General features: G+C 68.9%; 18 protein-coding genes. 10 read left to right on the forward strand and 8 right to left on the reverse strand.

Annotation, left to right across the window (positions count from 1 at the left end):
• Window positions 1-41 precede the first annotated feature (41 nt).
• Window positions 42-788, forward strand: coding sequence for a HesA/MoeB/ThiF family protein (locus ACK4E3_RS05260; protein ID WP_409697360.1), 747 nt, complete (start codon window positions 42-44; stop codon window positions 786-788).
• A 71-nt stretch (window positions 789-859) separates the two neighbouring features.
• On the opposite strand, the gene ACK4E3_RS05265 is transcribed toward ACK4E3_RS05260, so the two are convergent.
• Window positions 860-2920: an alpha/beta hydrolase family protein gene (locus ACK4E3_RS05265; protein WP_409697363.1), complete on the reverse strand. Its 2061-nt coding sequence runs from the start codon at window positions 2918-2920 to the stop codon at window positions 860-862.
• A 259-nt stretch (window positions 2921-3179) separates the two neighbouring features.
• Here ACK4E3_RS05265 and ACK4E3_RS05270 point away from each other — a divergent pair, with 259 nt between their 5' ends.
• A complete protein-coding gene (locus tag ACK4E3_RS05270; protein ID WP_409697366.1) occupies window positions 3180-3902 on the forward strand; it encodes a hypothetical protein in 723 nt (240 codons plus the stop codon).
• A 21-nt stretch (window positions 3903-3923) separates the two neighbouring features.
• Here ACK4E3_RS05270 and ACK4E3_RS05275 read toward each other — a convergent pair whose 3' ends face one another.
• Window positions 3924-4910, reverse strand: a complete 987-nt coding sequence (locus ACK4E3_RS05275) for a 2-hydroxyacid dehydrogenase (RefSeq protein WP_409697368.1) — start codon at window positions 4908-4910, stop codon at window positions 3924-3926.
• Window positions 4911-4980: 70 nt separating this feature from the next.
• Between ACK4E3_RS05275 and ACK4E3_RS05280 the strand changes: the two genes are divergently transcribed.
• From ACK4E3_RS05280 to ACK4E3_RS05300, 5 genes are all read left to right on the forward strand, one after another.
• Complete coding sequence (locus ACK4E3_RS05280; protein WP_409697371.1) at window positions 4981-5544, forward strand: SH3 domain-containing protein; 564 nt, start codon at window positions 4981-4983, stop codon at window positions 5542-5544.
• Between the two features lie 108 nt (window positions 5545-5652).
• Window positions 5653-6180, forward strand: coding sequence for a 3-hydroxyacyl-[acyl-carrier-protein] dehydratase FabA (gene fabA, locus ACK4E3_RS05285; protein WP_409697374.1), 528 nt, complete (start codon window positions 5653-5655; stop codon window positions 6178-6180).
• 62 nt (window positions 6181-6242) lie between these two features.
• Window positions 6243-7460, forward strand: a complete 1218-nt coding sequence (gene fabB, locus ACK4E3_RS05290) for a beta-ketoacyl-ACP synthase I (protein ID WP_409697377.1) — start codon at window positions 6243-6245, stop codon at window positions 7458-7460.
• 3 nt (window positions 7461-7463) lie between these two features.
• Entirely contained in the window at window positions 7464-8306 is an 843-nt protein-coding gene (locus tag ACK4E3_RS05295) for an alpha/beta fold hydrolase (protein WP_409697380.1), read from the forward strand.
• A gap of 87 nt (window positions 8307-8393) precedes the next feature.
• Window positions 8394-9191 (forward strand): enoyl-ACP reductase, encoded by a 798-nt coding sequence (locus ACK4E3_RS05300; protein WP_409701090.1) that lies wholly within the window; start codon window positions 8394-8396, stop codon window positions 9189-9191.
• Window positions 9192-9210: 19 nt separating this feature from the next.
• Here the strand turns inward: ACK4E3_RS05300 and ACK4E3_RS05305 are convergent, their stop codons facing one another.
• Window positions 9211-9747 carry an S-type pyocin family protein gene (locus ACK4E3_RS05305; protein ID WP_409697383.1) on the reverse strand — a complete coding sequence of 179 codons (537 nt, stop codon included), beginning with the start codon at window positions 9745-9747 and terminating at the stop codon, window positions 9211-9213.
• Window positions 9748-9897: 150 nt separating this feature from the next.
• Between ACK4E3_RS05305 and coaBC the strand changes: the two genes are divergently transcribed.
• From coaBC to ACK4E3_RS05320, 3 genes are all read left to right on the forward strand, one after another.
• Window positions 9898-11097, forward strand: coding sequence for a bifunctional phosphopantothenoylcysteine decarboxylase/phosphopantothenate--cysteine ligase CoaBC (coaBC, locus tag ACK4E3_RS05310; protein WP_409697386.1), 1200 nt, complete (start codon window positions 9898-9900; stop codon window positions 11095-11097).
• Window positions 11098-11115: 18 nt separating this feature from the next.
• Complete coding sequence (dut, locus tag ACK4E3_RS05315) at window positions 11116-11568, forward strand: dUTP diphosphatase (RefSeq protein ID WP_409697389.1); 453 nt, start codon at window positions 11116-11118, stop codon at window positions 11566-11568.
• Between the two features lie 81 nt (window positions 11569-11649).
• On the forward strand, window positions 11650-11982 hold the full coding sequence (locus ACK4E3_RS05320; RefSeq protein WP_409697392.1) for a hypothetical protein: 333 nt from the start codon (window positions 11650-11652) through the stop codon (window positions 11980-11982).
• Window positions 11983-11994: 12 nt separating this feature from the next.
• Here the strand turns inward: ACK4E3_RS05320 and ACK4E3_RS05325 are convergent, their stop codons facing one another.
• The 5 genes from ACK4E3_RS05325 to ACK4E3_RS05345 all read right to left on the reverse strand — a co-directional run bounded on the left by ACK4E3_RS05325 (window position 11995) and on the right by ACK4E3_RS05345 (window position 18239).
• Window positions 11995-12756, reverse strand: coding sequence for a dienelactone hydrolase family protein (locus tag ACK4E3_RS05325; protein ID WP_409697395.1), 762 nt, complete (start codon window positions 12754-12756; stop codon window positions 11995-11997).
• Window positions 12756-14360, reverse strand: a complete 1605-nt coding sequence (gene purH / locus ACK4E3_RS05330) for a bifunctional phosphoribosylaminoimidazolecarboxamide formyltransferase/IMP cyclohydrolase (RefSeq protein WP_409697398.1) — start codon at window positions 14358-14360, stop codon at window positions 12756-12758. The genes ACK4E3_RS05325 and purH overlap by 1 nt, the downstream gene beginning before the upstream one ends.
• Window positions 14361-14391: 31 nt before the next feature.
• Entirely contained in the window at window positions 14392-16119 is a 1728-nt protein-coding gene (locus ACK4E3_RS05335; protein WP_409697401.1) for a heparinase II/III family protein, read from the reverse strand.
• A 92-nt stretch (window positions 16120-16211) separates the two neighbouring features.
• Window positions 16212-16874 (reverse strand): ribulose-phosphate 3-epimerase, encoded by a 663-nt coding sequence (gene rpe, locus ACK4E3_RS05340; protein ID WP_409697404.1) that lies wholly within the window; start codon window positions 16872-16874, stop codon window positions 16212-16214.
• Between the two features lie 81 nt (window positions 16875-16955).
• Entirely contained in the window at window positions 16956-18239 is a 1284-nt protein-coding gene (locus tag ACK4E3_RS05345; protein WP_409697408.1) for an RsmB/NOP family class I SAM-dependent RNA methyltransferase, read from the reverse strand.
• Between the last annotated feature and the right edge of the window lies 1 nt (window position 18240).

Here is an 18240-nt window from a genome sequence, read left to right on the forward strand (position 1 = left end):
TGCGTCTGCCAAGGTGGCACATCCCGTCGAAAGGCCGCGCCGTGTTCAGTGACGATGAGGTCGCCCGCTATGCCCGCCATCTGGTGCTGAAAGAGGTCGGCGGGCCAGGCCAGCAGGCCCTGAAGCGCGCCACCGTCGCCCTGGTCGGCATGGGCGGCATCGGTGCCCCCGCCGCGCTCTATCTGGCGGCAGCGGGCGTGGGGTGCCTGATCCTGATTGACCCCGACACCGTGGATCTCAGCAATCTGCAACGCCAGGTCATCTACGACACCTCTGATGCCGGATCGCCCAAGGTCGAGCGCGCCGCCGCGCGCCTGTCGGCCCTCAACCCGCATGTCCGCATTGCCCGGCGCGCCTCGCGTCTCGACGAAGGAAATGTGGAGGCCCTGCTGGAAGGGGCGGACCTGGTCATCGACGGCACCGATGATTTCGCCACCCGCCTGATCGTGTCGGACGCCTGTGTGCGCAGCGCCCGCACCCTCGTCAGCGCGGCGCTTGGCCCCTGGCAGGGCCAGATCGGCGTGTTCACCGGCCAGCCCTGCTATCGCTGTCTGATGCCCGAAGTGCCCCCCGATGCCGAAACCTGCGAGCGCGCAGGCGTGATCGGTGCCCTGGCGGGAATGATGGGGGCGCTGGCGGCGCTGGAAGCCATCAAGCTGATCACCGGAGCGGGCGAGCCCCTGCGCGCGCGCCTGCTGATCCATGATGCGCTGTCCGGCACAAGCCGCACCGTGGTCGTGAGCGCCGATCCGCACTGCCGCGCCTGCGCGCAGGGCCGCCTGGACTAAGCATCATGCCTGGAGCATCACGCCTGAGGCATCAGACCTGAGGCATCACGCCGAGGGTCGGCGGCCCGGCTTCAGGCGAACGCCTCGCGGAACAGGGCAATGTATCGCTCGACAAGGTCGTGCTCGATGTGAGCAGGCCAGTCGCCGTGGCCGTGATCTTCGATCTCGACCAGCTCGACCCGTTTTCCGGCGTCGCGCATGGCGCGCTCCATCCGTCGCGACTGATCCACCGGAACGACCTTGTCCTCCACACCGTGAACCAGCAGGACAGGGCACTGGATTTCCCTGACCCTTCGCCGCGGCGACGCCTGTTCGATCATGGCCCGGTCGGTGCGCGGGTCGCCGATGCGCTCAACCCAGAAACGATAGATCAGCTGATCGGTCGTGTCGTCATCACGGCGCTCGGAAGCGAGCAGGTCGATCAGGTCACTGTCGCCGCAGATCGAGATGGCGGCCTTGTACAGATCGGGTCTTCGCACCGCGCCCATCAGGGCCGCATAGCCGCCATAGCTCGCGCCCATGATCCCGACGCGCTCGCGATCGAGCCCATAGGTTTCGATGGCATGGGCGAGCGTGTCTTCCACATCCTCCTGCATGCGCGTGCCCCAGCGCCTCCAGCCCGCCTCGTTGAAGGCGCGGCCATAGCCGGAAGATCCACGGAAATTGGGCTGGATGACCCACCAGCCCTGCGCGGCCAGCACCTGCGCCTGGGTGTTCCATCCGAAATAGTCCCGCGCATCCGGCCCGCCGTGCACAAGGGCGATGATGGGGCCGGGCGCGCCCGATGCCGGTCGCGTCAGGAACGCCTCGATGCTGGCGCCGTCACGCGTGGGAGCACGAATGCTCTCCTGTGGAGCGAGCCTGTTGCCTTCCAGCAAAGTGCGCGACCCGATGTACTCGAAATGGCGCTGCTCGGCGTCATAGATGTACCAGGAACCGGGTTCTCTTGGCCCCTCGACCGAGACGATGAACCGGGTCTGTTCGGGATTGGCCTGGCGCATGTAGACGTTGCATTCGTTGCCGAAGAACGCGTTCATGGCGCGGTGATGTGGAGCGATGGCGGGTGATACGAAGTCGTACTCCAGCCGCGGGTTGAAATAGGCCACGCCCATCAGCCGCTTGCGCTCATCCAGCAGGTAGTGCTGAGCCTCCATGTCCTCCCGGCTCATGATCGGCGGACCGAACTGGATCGTTTCCAGGTCAAGCTCGCGCGCGCTCATGAAGTCTTCATTCTCACGGCGCGCCAGCACCAGCGCCACCCCCGGACGCACCATGACGCCCGTCCAGATGAAGTCATGGGCCTGCCTGACGCGGTGCTGCCATGCCCTTTGCCAGCGCCCGCGCGGACCCGAGCGGACAAAGGTGCGGATCAGGGAGCCGGCCATGTTCTGGTCCTGCCGCACCACCGCCTGTCCGTTCAGGGTCATCCAGTCCAGCGTGACCATCTGGCCGCGCTCGATCTCTTCGGACTGACCGGTGTAGACGTTCACCCTGTGCAGGTTCAGGGCATAGCCGAGATCACGCACCGCCATCAGGATGTGGTCGGGATCGTCGGGCAGGGTGTCGACAACCCGGCCCAGATTGATCTGCGAGATGCGCGGACGGCGCTCGCCGCCCTGCAACAGGGCCACGGCGGACCCGTCATTGGCATCGATGGAGACGATGCGCACGGCTGTCGTCTGGATGGTTTCCTGACTGCCGTTGCTGCGGCGCACGACGACATCGGCCGGGATCAGGAGCGTGAGCAGCACCCGGTCCTCGTTGGCCCAGCGCACGCCGCGCACCTCGAAATTGCCGATCGCGTGGCGCAGGCGCGGCTGATCCAGATCGATGCTCGATCCCACATCCAGAACGATGTCGCGTGCGGGAGACGTGCCGATGTTTCTGACAACGGCCAGCCTGTTGCCCGAGGGGGACATGGCCACACCGAACATGGGCGAGCCAAAATAGTAATCGCGGACAGGGTGCGGGGTGATCTCGTCGATGGCCGACCCGGCAAGGGCCTCGGGCACGTTCAGGGTGAGAGCACCAAGGCCCAGCGTTGCCGCCAGAATGGCACGGCGCGTGGGCGCAGGGTCGACTTCATGCACGGACGCGCCGCGGCGCTGGCCAGCGGCCTTCAGATAAATCACGGAAATCCCCCCAAACTTGCAATACCGAACGCGCCGGGAGCCCCTCTGACCTCGTGCGGACGAAGCCTCGCCCGGATGCGCCGCGATCACCCACTCCCAACCTTGAAAAGGCTAGCTCAACCCTGACGGGTCGTAAAGGTGCGGCTTTTGAAAAGCTTCAGCCCTGCGCCATGGCATCTTCAGGACGCGAGCCGTGCATCATGGGACCTGTCCGACACCACCTCCGCAATCGGCAGGGAACAGGCAGAGGAAGACACCCATGAAAAGTCCCGCGACAACCGACTGTGCGAACACGCCTGCCATCTTCTCGATGCGCCGCTCGCTGTGCGCGGCGCTCATGCTCATGGCTTCACTCGGTGCGTGCGAGGCTCAGGGCAACGAGGGCGCATCAGGGACCGAAAGCAACGCGACTGGCGCATCCGGCACCGTCGATGAAGCGTCGGCAGGCACTCAGGTCGAAAGCGCTCAGGCCGGCGTCGGCGGGGGCATGGTCGAGGTGGGGGAAGTCTCCCTGCCCGAGCGCGCGCGCTCAGTGTTCCGCACGACCATGCGCGAGCGATGCGGCGCCTATGGCGCGCGCTATTATCAGGGGGATGAAGCCGAGATGTTCGCACGGGTCACGGCGCTAGATTTTAATGGCGACAGCCGCGCGGACTACATCATCATGGCCGGAGAGCTGTGTCTGATGGCGGGTGAGACGCCCGGCCCTATCGGCAATGCCGGACCTGAGAACAAGTTTCTTGTCTCGACGTCCGATGGCAGCTGGACACTGGTCGATGGTTTTGCCGGGTGGATCGCTCCCGAACACATCCAGCGACGTGGCGAGCGGCATGTGCTCGTGTTGCCGGGACCGGCTGGAATGCGCGACTGCGGCCCTTACGAGCGCACCGAGTGGTCCTGGTCTGGAAATGAGGTTGTCGCCGTGAACTACAACAGCGCCGGCCAGCAGGTGGACTCGGAAGGCTGCCCCGTCCGGCGCTGAGGCCGTGGTCTCGCGCTGGCCCTAGAGCATGGCGGCCACGACCCGGTCGGGCGGGCGGTGGCCGTTGTGCAGGGTCTGGATGTTCAGGATCACCCGCTCGCCCATGGCATGGCGCGTCTCGACGGTGGCAGAGCCCAGATGGGGCATCAGCACCACGTTGCGCTGGCCGATCAGGCCCGGATGGACCCTGGGCTCATGCTCGAACACATCGAGGCCGACGCCGCCCAGCGCGCCCGCCTGCATCACCTCGGCCAGCGCGGCCTCGTCGATGATCTCGCCGCGCGCGGTATTGATCAGATAGGCGTGCGGCGCCATGCGCTCCAGCCGCTCGCGCGACATCAGGTGATGGGTGGCGGGCGTGTGCGGGCAGTTCAGCGACACCACGTCCATGCGCGGCAGCATCTGGTCGATGTCGTCCCAGTAGGTCGCCGACAGCTCGTCCTCGATCAGCGGGCTGACGGGCTTGCGGTTGTGATAGTGCACCTGCATGCCGAACGCGCGCGCGCGCCGCGCCAGGGCCTGACCGATGCGGCCCATGCCGATGATGCCCAGCCGCTTGCCCCACAGGCCGCGCCCGCACATCCATGTGGGGGTCCAGCCCTCGAAGCGGCCCTCGGCCATGACCTCGGCCCCCTCCAGCAGACGGCGCGAGACGGCCAGCAGCAGGGCCATGGCCATGTCGGCGGTGTCCTCGGTCAGCACGCCGGGCGTGTTGGTGACGATGATGTTGCGCGCGCTCGCGGCCGCCAGGTCGATGTGATCGACCCCGGCCCCGAAATTGGCGATCAGCCGCAGCCCCTCGCCCGCCTGTGCGATCACCCCGGCAGACAGGTCGTCGGTAATGGTCGGCACCAGCACATCGGCCTGCTGCATGGCGCGCACCAGCGCCTCGCGGCTCATGGGTGCGTCGTCGAGATTCAGCTCGGTGTCGAAAAGCTCGCGCAGGCGCGTCTCGATCGCGTCCGGCAGGCGCCTGGTTAACACCACCTTTAGCTTGCGCGAGGACATTGGGCCTGCCGGTCGAAGTGAAGCGGATGCGGGATTCGTCGTGAAGGGCGATGAGCTGTTTAGCAGGGCCATGGCCCGGGTCAAAAGGATGCGCGCCTCGCGGGCGCTGGCGCTCGCCTGCGCGGGCCTGATGCTGGCCGCCTCCAACACCACCCCGGACGGGCGCCCCACGCCCACGGGACTCGAGGTGCCGCGCTGGCTGTCGATCAAGTCCGAGCCCGTGCGGGCGCGCTCAGGCCCCGGGCGCGAATATCAGGCGCTGTGGGACTATCGCGCCGCCTCCCTGCCCGTTCAGGTGGTGGCCGAGACGGTGGAGTGGCGCAAGGTCTGCGACCCCGAGGGCAATCTCGTCTGGCTGCACCGCAGCACCGTCTCGTCCCAGCGCACCGTGTTCAATCGCCAGGCCGCACCGGTCAGCGTTCACGCGCGGCGCAGCGAATCATCACCCGTGCGTGCGCGCATGGCCCCGCGGGCCACCTTGTCGCTTGATCGCTGCGAGGACGGCTGGTGCCGCGTGAGAGCCCGGCGCCTGCGCGGCTGGGTGCGCGAGAGCGCCCTGTTCGGCACGGCCAGTGCGCCGCTTTGCGATGCCCTCGCCCCCGCAGGGGCCGCGCGCGGGGCCGCGCGTCGCTGACAGGCGCCTCGTCCAGAGCACGGTTGAGGCGCGCGCGCCTTTCCTATAACCCGGACCCTTCTTCCGGCTCCGCTGACGTGTGGGGCGGTCCCCTGCGGTGTCGAAATCATGTCCGTCTACCCCTCCTCCTTTGATCTTGAAGGTCTGCTGGCCTCGGGCCGCGGCGAGCTGTTCGGGCCGGGCAATGCCCAGCTTCCCGCGCCGCCCATGCTGATGTTCGACCGCATCATCACCATCAACGCCGATGGCGGCGACCATGGCCGCGGCTATGTCGAGGCGGAACTCGATATTCACCCCGACCTGTGGTTCTTCCGCTGCCACTTCATCAACGATCCGGTCATGCCCGGCTGCCTGGGCCTCGATGCCATGTGGCAATTGGTGGGCTTCTTTCTCGGCTGGACCGGTGCGCCGGGCCGGGGGCGGGCGCTGGGCGTGGGCGAGGTGCGCTTCACCGGGCAGGTCACGCCCGATGTGAAGAAGGTCGTCTACAAGGTGCATCTGAAGCGCGTCATCAACCGCCGCCTCGTCATGGGCATCGCCGACGGGGTGCTGGAGGCGGACGGCGTGCCTATCTACAGCGCCACGGACATGCGCGTGGGCCTGTTCGGCGGTGCAGCGGCGCAAGAGCAGAGCTGACACGCCCTTTCACCGAGGCCTGCGGGCCGGACGAGCAAAGCGTAAGGACGAGAGGTTTGAACATGCGGCGGGTCGTGGTCACGGGCATCGGGATTGTCTCGTCCATCGGCAATGGGGCCGAAGAGGTTGTCCGCTCGCTGCGGGAGGCGCGCTCGGGCACGGTGGCCGCACCTGAGTACGCCGAGCTGGGCTTTCGCTGTCAGGTCCATGCCCCGCCGAAGATCGGCGACTGGACCGAGCTGGTCGACCGCCGCGCCAGCCGCTTTCTGGCCCCCGGCACGGCCTGGGCGCACATCGCTTTCGAACAGGCTGCGCGCGATGCAGGCCTGGAGGACAGCGAAATCAGCCATGAGCGCACCGGCCTGATCGTCGGCGAGGGCGGGCCGTCCACCCGCACCATCGTGGAGGCCGCAGCCATCACCCGCGAAAAAGGCCCCAAGCGCATCGGGCCGTTCGCGGTGCCCAAGGCCATGGCGTCAGGCCCTTCGGCCACCCTGGCCACCTGGTTCAGGATCAGGGGCATCAACTATTCGATCAGCTCGGCGTGCGCGACCTCGGCCCACTGCATCGGCGCGGCGGCCGAACAGATCGCTTTCGGCAGGCAGGACGTGATGTTCGCGGGCGGCTGCGAGGATCTGGAATGGTCCATGTCCAACCTGTTCGACGCCATGGGCGCCATGTCCTCGAACTTCAACGACCGCCCCGCCGTGGCCAGCCGCGCCTATGACAAGGACCGCGACGGCTTCGTCATCGCGGGAGGTGCGGGCATCCTGGTGCTGGAGGAATACGAGCGGGCCAAGGCACGGGGTGCCAACATCCTCGCCGAGCTTGTGGGCTATGGTGCCAACTCCGACGGCCATGACATGGTCGCGCCTTCGGGCGAGGGGGCCGAGCGGTGCATGAAGCTGGCGCTGGACATGGCTGGCGGGCGGCGCATCGACTATCTCAACCCCCATGGCACCTCCACGCCCGTGGGCGATGCGCGCGAGACCGACGCCATCCGCCGCGTGTTCGGGGCGGACAAGGCCCCGATGATCAGCTCGACCAAGTCCCTGACCGGCCACTCGCTCGGCGCGGCAGGGGCACAGGAGGCCATCTACAGCCTGCTGATGATGCGCGAGGGCTTTGCCTGCGAAAGCGCCAACATCGAGACCCTAGACCCCGACTTCGCCGACCTGCCGATCCTGCGCGCGCGCCACGACGGCGAGATCGAGACGGCCATGTCCAACTCGTTCGGCTTTGGCGGCACCAACGGCTGTCTGATCTTCTCGAAGGTCTGAGCCATGACCGAGCGGATCGTCGCAGACGGTGCGCTGGAGCTGTGCGCAGAGACCTTTGGCGATTCCACCCACCCGAGCCTGCTGCTGATCATGGGAGCCCAGGCCTCCATGCTGTGGTGGCCGCGCCCCTTCTGCGAGGCTCTGGCCGCGCGCGGGTTTCACGTCATCCGCTACGACCACCGCGACGTGGGCCGCTCGACCACCTACGGGCAGGGTCAGGCGACTTACACCATTCACGACCTGATCGGCGACGTGTTCAGGGTGCTCGACGGCCTGAAGATCGACAGGGCGCATCTGGTAGGCTTTTCTATGGGCGGCTATCTGGCCCAGGGCGCGGCCATTGCCGAGCCCCAGCGCGTGGCCAGCCTGACCATCTGGGGCGCAGGGCCTCTGGATGCGGGCGACGATCTGCCCGGCATGGACCCTGCCCTGCTGGATTTCCTCATGTCCGCCTTTCCGCACGACTGGTCCGACGAGGCGGCCGTGATCGACTTTCACGTCGAGGTCCAGCGGCGCATGGCCGGGCCGCGCCACGGCTTTGACGAGGACGCCCAGCGGGCCCTCGCCGAGGCAGAGTTCAGGCGCGCCCGCGACCGTGCCAGCGCGCTGAACCATGCGGCCTACGACACCACCCATCCGGGCGGCGCGCGCGCCATAGCCGCGCCGACCCTGATCGTTCACGGCGCGGCCGATCCGGTCACGCCTGTCGCCCACGCCCATGCCCTGGCCGATCAGATCGACGGCGCGCGCCTGCTGGTGCTGGATGGCGTGGGCCACGAGCTGCATCCCGCCACATGGCCCGAGGTGATCAAGGCGGTCGTGGAAAACGCCCGGCGCGCAGCCTGAGGCTTCCGGTCGCGGGCGTGGCCTGCTAACCCTCCTGCCTGTTTCGATCCGAGGAGAGCGCACATGGCCGCCGAAAGCGTCTGGGATATGCCCAAGGGCGATCTGATGAAGGGCAAGAAGGGCCTGATTCTGGGCGTCGCCAACGCCAACTCCATCGCCTGGGGCATTGCGGTGCAGCTGGCCGCCCAGGGCGCGGAACTGGCCTTCACCTATCTGGGCGAGGGTCTGGAGCGGCGCGTGCGCCCGCTGGCCGAAAGCGTGGGGGCTAAGCTGATCGTTCCGGCGGACGTCACCGACGATGCCAGCATGGACGCCGCCTTCGCCGAGATCGAAAAGACCTTCGGCACGCTGGACTTCGTGGTCCACTCGGTCGCCTTCGCCAACAAGGACGAGCTTAAGGGCTCCTTCGTCGAGAACACCAGCCGCGACAGCTTCCTGCTGGCCATGAACATCTCGGCCTTCAGCTTCGTGGACGTGGCCCGGCGTGCCGCGCGCCTGATGCCCGATGGCGGCTCCATGATCACCATGACCTATCTGGGCTCGGAACGCGCCATTCCGAACTACAACACCATGGGTGTGGCCAAGGCTGCGCTGGAGGCAGCGACCCGCTACATCGCCCGCGACCTCGGGCCCAAGGGCATCCGCGTCAATGCGATCTCGGCAGGGGCCATGCGCACCTTGTCACTGGCGGGCATCTCGGGCGGGCGGGGCATGCTGGCCCAGGGCCGCGCCATGTCCGCCATGAAGGAGGACACCCGCATGGAAGGGGTGGCCGGCTGTGCCCTGTGGCTGCTGTCGGACCTCGGCCACTCGACCACCGGCGAGGTGATCCACGTCGACGCGGGCTTCCACATGATGGGCGTGGGCACCGACGAGGAGGCCTGAGCCCCCTCGCCCTGCACGATCAGCCCTCGCCGCCGCGACGGCTGCCGCCTTGCGGATTGTCGCGCTGGCGCTGCCAGTAGCCCGGCCCGTCGTCGGGCTTGAACATGGTGCGCGGCACCCCGTCGGCATTGGCGACCAGGAAGGTGTTGGTGCCCGCGTGGTAATAGAGCGTGTCGCCATTGGCGCGGCGCAGGGTCTCGGTGCCGGCGGGCGGGCGGGCGATGAATCGATGGGCCGCAGCCACATAGTCATCCGCACTCGACACGCCAAAAGCCTGGCCGTTGCGCTCGAACAGGCGCTGGATGTTCTCCTCGGCCGAATAGCGCCGGTTCGAGGTCCAGCGCGCCCGCGTCGCCGCAGGCATCTCTGCCGGAGCCGCGACCAGCTCCGCGCTCGTTACCTCGGCCACCGCGCTCGAACGATCGGCCGCAGCCTCGGCCCGCTCGCGCGTGTCGACCGCTGATGGCCCGTTGTCGCAACCGGCCAGCAGGCCCACCACCATCACAGACACCCCCAGCAGCGACGCCGTCGCCGCGATCTTCAACACCCTCATCATGCTCAACCTCCCCATGTGAAGCGGGGCGACGCTAGCGCAGGCTGCACGTTCGCGCAATGTTCCATTTTCCACACCCTCGACGCCGCCCCTTCAAGCCGCTAAGCCCCTGCGCAGAGGCGGGCACCGCTGCCCGGGACCGGAACCAAGAGCGTGAACGCATCCTTTCGCATACTGCTGATCATCGGCGGGGGCATAGCGGCCTACAAGTCGCTGGAGCTGGTGCGCCTGATCTCCAGGGCCGGGGGCGAGACCCGCACCGTGCTGACGCGCGCAGGCGCCGAGTTCGTCACGCCCATGAGCCTTGCGGCCCTCAGCGGCAACCGCGTGCATGAAAGCCTGTTCTCAGCCGATGACGAGGTGAGCATGGGCCACATCGAGCTGTCGCGCTGGGCCGATCTGGTCGTGGTCGCGCCCGCCACGGCGGGACTGATCGCCAAGATGGCCTCAGGTCTGGCCGACGATCTGGCCTCCACGGCCCTGCTGGCCACGGACAAGCCGGTGCTGCTGGCCCCGGCCATGAACGTGCGGATGTGGGAGCATCCGGCGGTGCAGCGCAATGTGGCCTGGCTGCGCGATCAGGGTGTGCATCTGGTCGGCCCTGACGTGGGCGAGATGGCCTGCGGCGAGACCGGGCCGGGACGCATGAGCGAGCCCGAGGCGATCCTTGCGGCCATCCATGCCCTGATTGCGCCGGGCCAGCAGCCGCTTGCGGGTCGCAGGGCGCTGGTCACGGCAGGCCCGACCTTCGAGGCGCTGGACCCGGTGCGGGGCCTGACCAACCGCTCCAGCGGACGCCAGGGCTATGCCATCGCCGAGGCCCTGCGCGATCTGGGTGCCGAGGTGACGCTGGTGTCCGGGCCTGTCAGCCTCGAAGCGCCCGCGCGTGTTGATCGCGTGATGGTCGAGAGCGCCGAGCAGATGCTGCAAGCGTGCCGCTCTGCCCTGCCCGTCGATGTGGCCGTGCTCACCGCCGCCGTCTCGGACTGGCGTGCCGCAGAGCCTGCCGCGCACAAGATCAAGAAGGGCGAGAGCGCGCCACAGCTGGCTCTGGCCCAGACGCCCGACATACTGGCCAGCCTAGCGGCACCGGGGTCGCAGCGCCCGGCACTGGTCATAGGCTTTGCCGCCGAAACCGAGGCTGTGCTCGACAACGCCCGCATCAAGCTGGCGCGCAAGGGCTGCGACTGGATCTTGGCCAACGATGTCTCGGGCGGAAAGGTGTTCGGCGCCGAGGACACCCATGTCTCTCTCGTGGGGCCAGAATCGTGCGAGGACTGGGGCGCATCCAGCAAGGTCGAGGTCGCCCGGCGCCTTGCCCGCCGCATCCGTGATCATCTCAACGGGGGCTGAGCGCCCCGAAGGCCCGACATGAGCGCCACCGTCCGCCTTGTGCCCCTGCCCCACTTCGAGGGCCTAAGCCTGCCGGCCTACCAGAGCGATCAGGCCGCAGGGCTCGACCTGTGCGCCGCCGTGCCCGAAGGTGCCCCCGTGACCCTGCTGCCCGGTCAGCGCGCCCTCATCCCCACCGGCCTGAGAATGGCTTTGCCCGAAGGCTTCGAGGCCCAGGTGCGCCCGCGCTCAGGTCTGGCGCTCAAGGCCGGTGTCACCTGCCTCAACAGCCCCGGCACCATCGATGCCGACTATCGCGGCGAGGTCGGGGTGATCCTGATCAATCACGGCCAGGAACCCTTCACCGTCACGCGCGGAGAGCGGATCGCACAGATGGTGATCGCCCGCTTCGAGCGCGCCAGTCTGGTCATCGCCGAGCGCCTCGACGAGACGGCACGCGGCAGCGGCGGCTTCGGCTCCACGGGCCGCTGATCCGGCCTTCACCCCGGACAAGACAAGCGCGGGCGCGTCTGTTAACCCTGTGCGCGGGGAAACATTGAGAGGGGAGTTCTCATGATCGACCAGATCGTCGCCTTCTTCGAAGGCGTGCTCGAGCTTGCGCGCGGCGGCTTTGATACCGTCAACCAGATCATGGGGCTGGTGATCGCCCTGATCGCAGCCATACTGATGAAAAGCTGGAACCGCCTCGTGGCCGTCGCGGCGGGTGCCACCCTGGTGCATCTCCTGATCCAGACGCTGATGCCGCTGATCAATGGCGGCAGCCTCAGCCTGCCCGACGTGCTGTCGCTGGCCTTCTGGCAGACCTTTGTGGCCCTGCTGCTGGGCTATCTGGTGGTGATCGCGATATTCTTTGCCATCAAGCGCTACGTGCTGCGCGCCAACTGACGACGGCGGGCTTCACAGCCCGCCAAGAAAGCGGCGGAAATGGCCGATGGCCTCGGCCATCAACACCGGGTCGTGACGCATGGGCAAGGTGGCCTCGGGCTCGTCGAAGGCGTGAGTGGCCGCGAGGGCCACCTGCTCCACCTCGACACCGCATCCGGTGATCCTGTCGAACACCGCGCGGGTGTGGCGCGGCGTGGTGAGGTGGTCGTGCTCCGGCAGGAGGGCCATCACCTTCGGACAGCGGCTCCAGCGCCGACCGGCGTGCGCGCCCGGCCCCAGATAGGCGTAGGCGAGAAAGACGCCGCGCACCCTGTCCAGCAGGGTCTCGTCGGCCTCGCGCAGTCCGACGTTGGACGGGCGCGACAGCTCGGCAGACATCAGCTCCATGATCGACCAGCCGCCGTGGCTCCAGCCCGCCAGGGCGATCTGGTCCGAACGGACATCCGCGCGCGCGCTGATGCCGTGCAGGGCCGCCAGCACATCGCCCGCGCGCTCGCTGCCTCTCAGGAACACCCCCGTGCACACGAAGCTCAGCGCAAAGCTGCGCGACCAGCCACGAGGCGCATAGGAATCAATGACGAACGCGCGCCAGCCCTGTTCGACCGCAGCGCGGGCATAGGCATCGAGGTGCGCGCGCAGGCCCCCGCAGCCATGGAACAGCAGCACCGCCGGGCGCGGCTCCCCATTATCTGGCACGTCATCTGGCCCGTCATCCGGCCCGTATTCGGCGACATGGGGCGACAGACGCTCCCAGCGCTGATCGAGGCTTTCCATCAGTGACGGAACACGCGCTGGCCGGTGAACGCCATGACCAGCCCGCGCTCGTCGGCCGCCGCGATCACTTCCTCGTCGCGGATCGAGCCGCCGGGCTGGATGATCGCCGTGGCCCCGGCCGAAGCCGCCTCGATCAGCCCGTCAGCAAAGGGAAAGAAGGCTTCGGATGCGCAGGCCGAGCCCACCGTCAGCGGCTCGGGCAGGCCCGCTGCCTCGGCCGCCTCACGCGCGCGGATGGCCGCGATGCGCGCCGAATCGCGCCGGTTCATCTGGCCTGCGCCGATGCCGACGCTCTGGCCGTCCTTCGCATAGACGATGGCATTGGACTTGACGTGCTTGGCGATGGTGTAGGCGAACATCATGTCGCGCACCTGATCATCGGTGGGCTCGCGCCGGGTGACGATGCGCAGGTCATCGGGCGACAGGCGGGTCAGGTCGCGCGACTGGACCAGAAATCCGCCCGAGACCGAGCGGAACACCTCGGCCTTGCCGGCCGGGTCTGGCATGGCCTCGATCAGCAGCAGGCGCAGGTTGGGCTTGGCCGCGAAAATGGCGCGCGCCTCGTCGTCGGCGCCGGGGGCGATGACCACCTCGGTGAAGATGTCCGTGATCTGGCGGGCCTCGCGCGCGCCGATGGGCCGGTTCAGGGCGACCACGCCGCCGAAGGCCGACACGCTGTCGCATTGCAGGGCGCGGGCATAGGCCTCCTCAATGGTCTGGGCCATGGCTACGCCGCAGGGATTGGCGTGCTTGATGATCGCACAGGCGGGCGCGCCGAACTCGGCCACCAGCTCCAGCGCCGCATCGGCATCGGCGATGTTGTTGTAGCCCAGCGCCTTGCCCTGCACCTGCACCGCCGTGGCGATGCCGGGGCGCGCGGGCTCCATGCGATAGAAGGCGGCACTCTGGTGCGGGTTCTCGCCATAGCGCAGGGCAACGCCCGAGTGGCCCGCGATCACCTTGCGCTCGGGCGTCGCCACGCCTGCCTCCTCGGCAAACCACCCGGCCACGGCGGCGTCATAGGATGCGGTCCGGGCAAAAGCACGCGCAGCCAGGCGGCGGCGCAGGGCCAGATCCGTGCTGCCGCTGTCCTCGAGTGCCGCCAGCACCTCGGCCATGGAGGCGTGATCGACGCACACGCAGACAAAGCCATGGTTCTTGGCTGCCGAGCGGATCATGGCCGGGCCGCCGATGTCGATGTTCTCGATCACCGTGTCCGCGCCCGCGCCCGAGGCCACGGTGGCCTCGAAGGGGTAGAGGTCGATGTAGACCAGATCGATCGGGAGGATGTCGTGGGCCTGCATGGCCGACAGGTGGCTCTCGGCATTGCGCACCGCCAGAAGACCACCGTGCACCGCCGGATGCAGGGTCTTGACCCGCCCGTCCATCATCTCGGGATAGCCCGTCAGATCGGCCACGTCGCGCACATCAATGCCCAGCGCCGCGATGGCCGCGCGCGTGCCGCCGGTCGAGACCAGCTCGACGCCCAGAGCCGCGAGACGGCGCGCGGTCGTCTCGAGGGCGGACTTGTCGGACAGGGAAATCAGCGCCCGGCGAACGGGATGCTGGTCGGGCGGCGGGGCAAAATCGGGAGCGGCTGGCATGGCCCGGCTCTAGCAGCATCCGCCCGCCCGGTCAGCCCGATTCGGAAGCGCCTGCGGGACTGAGCTTCCAGCGGATGCGCGTCTCGCCATCGGCCCGTGCGGTGCCGCGCACCACGATCTGAAGGGCGCGGCGCGTCAGGCCCGAGACCACATGAACCGAGGGCTCGATGGCAATGTCCGGCCCGTCCGAGCGGAACCACCAGCCCCGCCCGCTGTGACCGCGCAGAAGGATGCTCTGGCGGTCGCGCGCGACCGAGGCCTGCACGCCGGGCTCAAGGTGAAAGCGCAGCGCATAGGGATAGGCCAGCGGGCCGCCATCGCGCCGGGCACCCTCGCGCGGGCGCAGGCGGTCCTCGGCGCGCAGTTCGTCCAGCTTCTGATCGAGATAGAGCCGCCTCTGGTGCAACAGTCCGAACCCGGCCACCCAGCCGTCGTGGCTGGCTTCCAGCAGGACCGCACCCTCGCTCTCGCGCCGCTCCACCTCGACGCTCACGGCCGGTCCGTCGAGGCGCGGGCCAAGAATGCCCGCCAGCCGGCCTGTCAGCGGCCCGCCGGGCGAGCGCTCGCCCAGCGTCAGCGTCGAGCCGCCCGCACTCAGGCGCAGGGCCTGACGCTCGGGCGCGGCGGGCGTCCAGCCGGAGTTGGTGATGAGCCGGTCGCGGCCGCACAGCACCTCTATGGCGAGCGGCTGGGCGCAGGCGCCCTCCGACCAGACGCCGCGCGCAGGCGCTCCGGTATCGACCATGACCTGCACCAACGGCGCGTCCAGCCGCTCGAAGCGGCCATCGGCCAGGCTGGCGGCAAAGGCCTGCGGGGCCTCGTCATGGGCGCGGGCCGCCTCGACATGGGCCGCATCCAGCCGCGCTCCGCCCTGAAAGGCCGCCAGGCATCCATCGGCCAGCGTCAGGGTCCGCAGCGCCAGGGTCAGCCGGTCCATGGCGGCGCTGAGGGACGCGGGCAGGGGCACGTCCCGCTGGAGCAGGGCGTCTTCGAGAGTGAGAAGATCAAGCAGAAGCTCAAGGCCCGCCTCGGGGCTGCGGCTTCTGTGCACCCCATCGGGCAGGACGCTGTCGTCAAGGGCCGGACCGAGCTTTCTGAGGCCGCGCGCGATCAGGCGCTCACCGGCGCGCCCGCCCAGAGCGCAGCCTGCCACCACCGCCGCCGTGATCGCCACAGCGCGCGTGGCGCGATGGGTCGGCGGCCTGAGAAGCTGGCGGGCCTGGGCCGACAGGGTGCGGGCAAGACGCTCGCGGTCATCCTCGCTGGCCACGGCCGCCATGCGCCGCGCCGAACAGGCCAGGTTGAACACGCGCCGCGCCAGCACCTCTGGCCCCCACGCGAACGGCGTCCAGCGCCCGAACACCGCTTCCCAGCCCAGCGTCAGGCGCAGGGCCTCGCGCGCACCGCGCTCCCCCGAAGCCATGACCGAAGCCAGCCAGTCGAAGCGATGCAGGCTGACGGCGAAGCTGCGCGTGGGGCTCGGCCGGTTCCACGGATCGTTGGGCGGCTGGATGTCGAGCACCGAGCCCGCAAGCTGGAAGCGTCCCGCGAGGATGGAGCGCCCCATCGCATCGTTCACCGGGCGAAAGTCGCGCGGCGCGGCCACGAAGCCCGACACCTTGCTGCGCAGCGTCAGCCCATAGCCGGGCAGGCCATAGGCCTCGATCAGCGCCTGTCGCCGGATCAGGCGTGCCAGGGCGAGGCTCCACAGGCGGGCCTTCTCGCCGCGGCCAAGGGTGGCCCGCGCGATTCGGGTCACCTGCGCGCCGGGCGGCTCGTGCGCGGGCGGCGCGCTGCCGGGCGAGGGGTTCAGGGGAGGCAGACTCGAGGCGGAATGCGGCACGGGCTCGCCTAGCTCCGGGACTTGAGGGCCGCGATATTGGCCGCATACTGCTCGCGCCCGCCCCGGAACACCGCCGTGCCCGCCACCAGGGCGGTGGCACCCGCGCTGGCGCAGGCAGAGGCATTGGCGGCCGTCACCCCGCCGTCCACCTGCAAGATGGCGGGCGATCCGGCGTGGTCGAGAATGGCGCGGGTGTCCTCGATCTTGCGCAGGGTCTGGTCGATGAAGCTCTGGCCGCCAAAGCCCGGATTGACCGACATCAGCAGCACCAGATCGACACTGTCCACCAGCCACTCCAGCGCCGACAGGGGCGTGCCGGGATTGAGCACCAGCCCGGCCTTTGCGCCAAGCTCGCGGATGCGCGCCAGGGTGCGATGCACATGGGGCCCGGACTCGGGATGTACCGACAGCACTTCGGCACCGGCCTGGCGATAGGCCTCAAGCCACGGATCGACAGGGGCGACCATCAGGTGCACATCGAACGGCAGGGATGTGTGCGGGCGCAGGGCCTTCACCACGTCGGGACCGATGGTCAGATTGGGCACGAAATGCCCGTCCATGACATCGATATGGACCCAGTCCGCGCCCGCCGCCTCCAGCGCCGCGACCTCCTCGCCCAGGCGGGCAAAATCGCTGGCAAGGATCGACGGACAGATCAGGGGCGCGCTCATGGCCTCGTGTTACGGCGCATTGGCCGGGCTCGCAAGCGCGCGCGCTGCCCCGCGGGCTCTCGGGCGCGACTTGTACAGGCCTCAGCCCGGATCGCGCACCAGCAGGGCCGCGAAGAAGCCGTCCATGCCGCCCTCAATCTGGCTGGGCAGGATGCGCAGCCAGCCCTCGGTGCACAGCGCCGCCTCGGGTGCGCCGACGGCGGCAGGCTCGGCCCGCTCCAGCCTGAAGGCGGGGTTGCGGCGCAGGAAGGCCAGCACCTGGGTCTCGCCCTCCTCGCGCTCAAGCGAGCAGACGCAATAGACCAGCCGCCCGCCGGGCCTGACGCGCGCGGCCGCCACATCCAGCAGGCGGTGCTGCACATCGGCCAGCTTGGCGATGTCGCCGGGGCGCGTGGCCCACAGCACTTCGGGGTTGCGCCGATAGGTGCCCGTGGCCGAGCACGGCGCATCGAGCAGCACGGCATCGAAGCGGCGCTCATCGCTCCAGTCCTCGGCGGGCACGGCAATCACCTCGGCCTGAAGGCGCGTGCGGGCCAGATTTTCGCGCAGGCGGCGCAGGCGCGCCTCCGAGCGGTCCAGCGCCACGACCCGCCCGCCCGCTGCGGCAAGCTGCAGCGTCTTGCCGCCCGGTGCCGCGCACAGGTCCAGCACGTCCTCGCCTGCCTGAACCGCCAGCAGGCGCGCAGGAATGGCGGCGGCGGCGTCCTGCACCCACCACAGCCCCTCGCCAAAGCCCGGCCAGTCGGTGATCTCGCCCGACAGACCCGCCCTGACACTGCCGCCGGGCAGCAAGGTGCCTTCCAGCGCACTCACCGATGCATCGTCCGGCGGCTCTCTAAAGCTGAGATCGGTGGGCGGCTCGTCCTGCCCTGCGCGGGCCAGGGCCTCGACCTGACCGGGATAGGCCTGCTCCCAGCGCGCGCGCAGCCAGTCGGGCAGATTCAGCCCTGGATCGCCCGGCTTGATGCCCTCGCGGTCGATGCGCCTCAGCACCGCATTGACCAGCCCCTTGAAGGGGCGCGTGTCGTTGGCACGCTCGCACTGGCGCACGGCGGTGGACACCACGGCGAACACGGGCACATCCATGGCCATCATCTGGGCGACGGCGATGCGCAGGATGTCCATCACCGCCTCGTTGGGGCGGCGATCGAGGCGGGCATCGAGCAGGGCATCGATCTCGCCGCGCCGTCTCAGCACGATCATGGCCAGGGCGCGCGCAAAGCCCCGGTCACGCGGTGCCAGCGCCTGCATTTGCGGGCCGGACATGGCTTCATCGAGCCCTGAGCGGCGCGCCTCGGCAGCGCGCACCAGGGCGATGGCCGCCTGACGTGCAGCAATGCCGTTGGCCGCATCTGCGCTCGCCACG

It is taken from the genome of Brevundimonas sp., from assembly GCF_046299595.1.
In the GTDB taxonomy this organism is placed as follows: Bacteria; Pseudomonadota; Alphaproteobacteria; order Caulobacterales; family Caulobacteraceae; genus Brevundimonas.

What these genes read in the sequence shown, in the direction of transcription:
- fabB (WP_409697377.1), top strand. Translation starts at nt 6,243, where the DNA reads ATGCGGCGGGTCGTGGTCACGGGCATCGGGATTGTCTCGTCCATCGGC.
- purH (WP_409697398.1), bottom strand. Translation starts at nt 14,360, where the DNA reads ATGCCAGCCGCTCCCGATTTTGCCCCGCCGCCCGACCAGCATCCCGTT.
- ACK4E3_RS05275 (WP_409697368.1), bottom strand. Translation starts at nt 4,910, where the DNA reads ATGTCCTCGCGCAAGCTAAAGGTGGTGTTAACCAGGCGCCTGCCGGAC.
- rpe (WP_409697404.1), bottom strand. Translation starts at nt 16,874, where the DNA reads ATGAGCGCGCCCCTGATCTGTCCGTCGATCCTTGCCAGCGATTTTGCC.
- fabA (WP_409697374.1), top strand. Translation starts at nt 5,653, where the DNA reads ATGTCCGTCTACCCCTCCTCCTTTGATCTTGAAGGTCTGCTGGCCTCG.
- ACK4E3_RS05270 (WP_409697366.1), top strand. Translation starts at nt 3,180, where the DNA reads ATGAAAAGTCCCGCGACAACCGACTGTGCGAACACGCCTGCCATCTTC.
- ACK4E3_RS05305 (WP_409697383.1), bottom strand. Translation starts at nt 9,747, where the DNA reads ATGATGAGGGTGTTGAAGATCGCGGCGACGGCGTCGCTGCTGGGGGTG.
- ACK4E3_RS05295 (WP_409697380.1), top strand. Translation starts at nt 7,464, where the DNA reads ATGACCGAGCGGATCGTCGCAGACGGTGCGCTGGAGCTGTGCGCAGAG.
- ACK4E3_RS05325 (WP_409697395.1), bottom strand. Translation starts at nt 12,756, where the DNA reads ATGGAAAGCCTCGATCAGCGCTGGGAGCGTCTGTCGCCCCATGTCGCC.
- dut (WP_409697389.1), top strand. Translation starts at nt 11,116, where the DNA reads ATGAGCGCCACCGTCCGCCTTGTGCCCCTGCCCCACTTCGAGGGCCTA.
- ACK4E3_RS05300 (WP_409701090.1), top strand. Translation starts at nt 8,394, where the DNA reads ATGCCCAAGGGCGATCTGATGAAGGGCAAGAAGGGCCTGATTCTGGGC.
- ACK4E3_RS05280 (WP_409697371.1), top strand. Translation starts at nt 4,981, where the DNA reads ATGGCCCGGGTCAAAAGGATGCGCGCCTCGCGGGCGCTGGCGCTCGCC.
- ACK4E3_RS05320 (WP_409697392.1), top strand. Translation starts at nt 11,650, where the DNA reads ATGATCGACCAGATCGTCGCCTTCTTCGAAGGCGTGCTCGAGCTTGCG.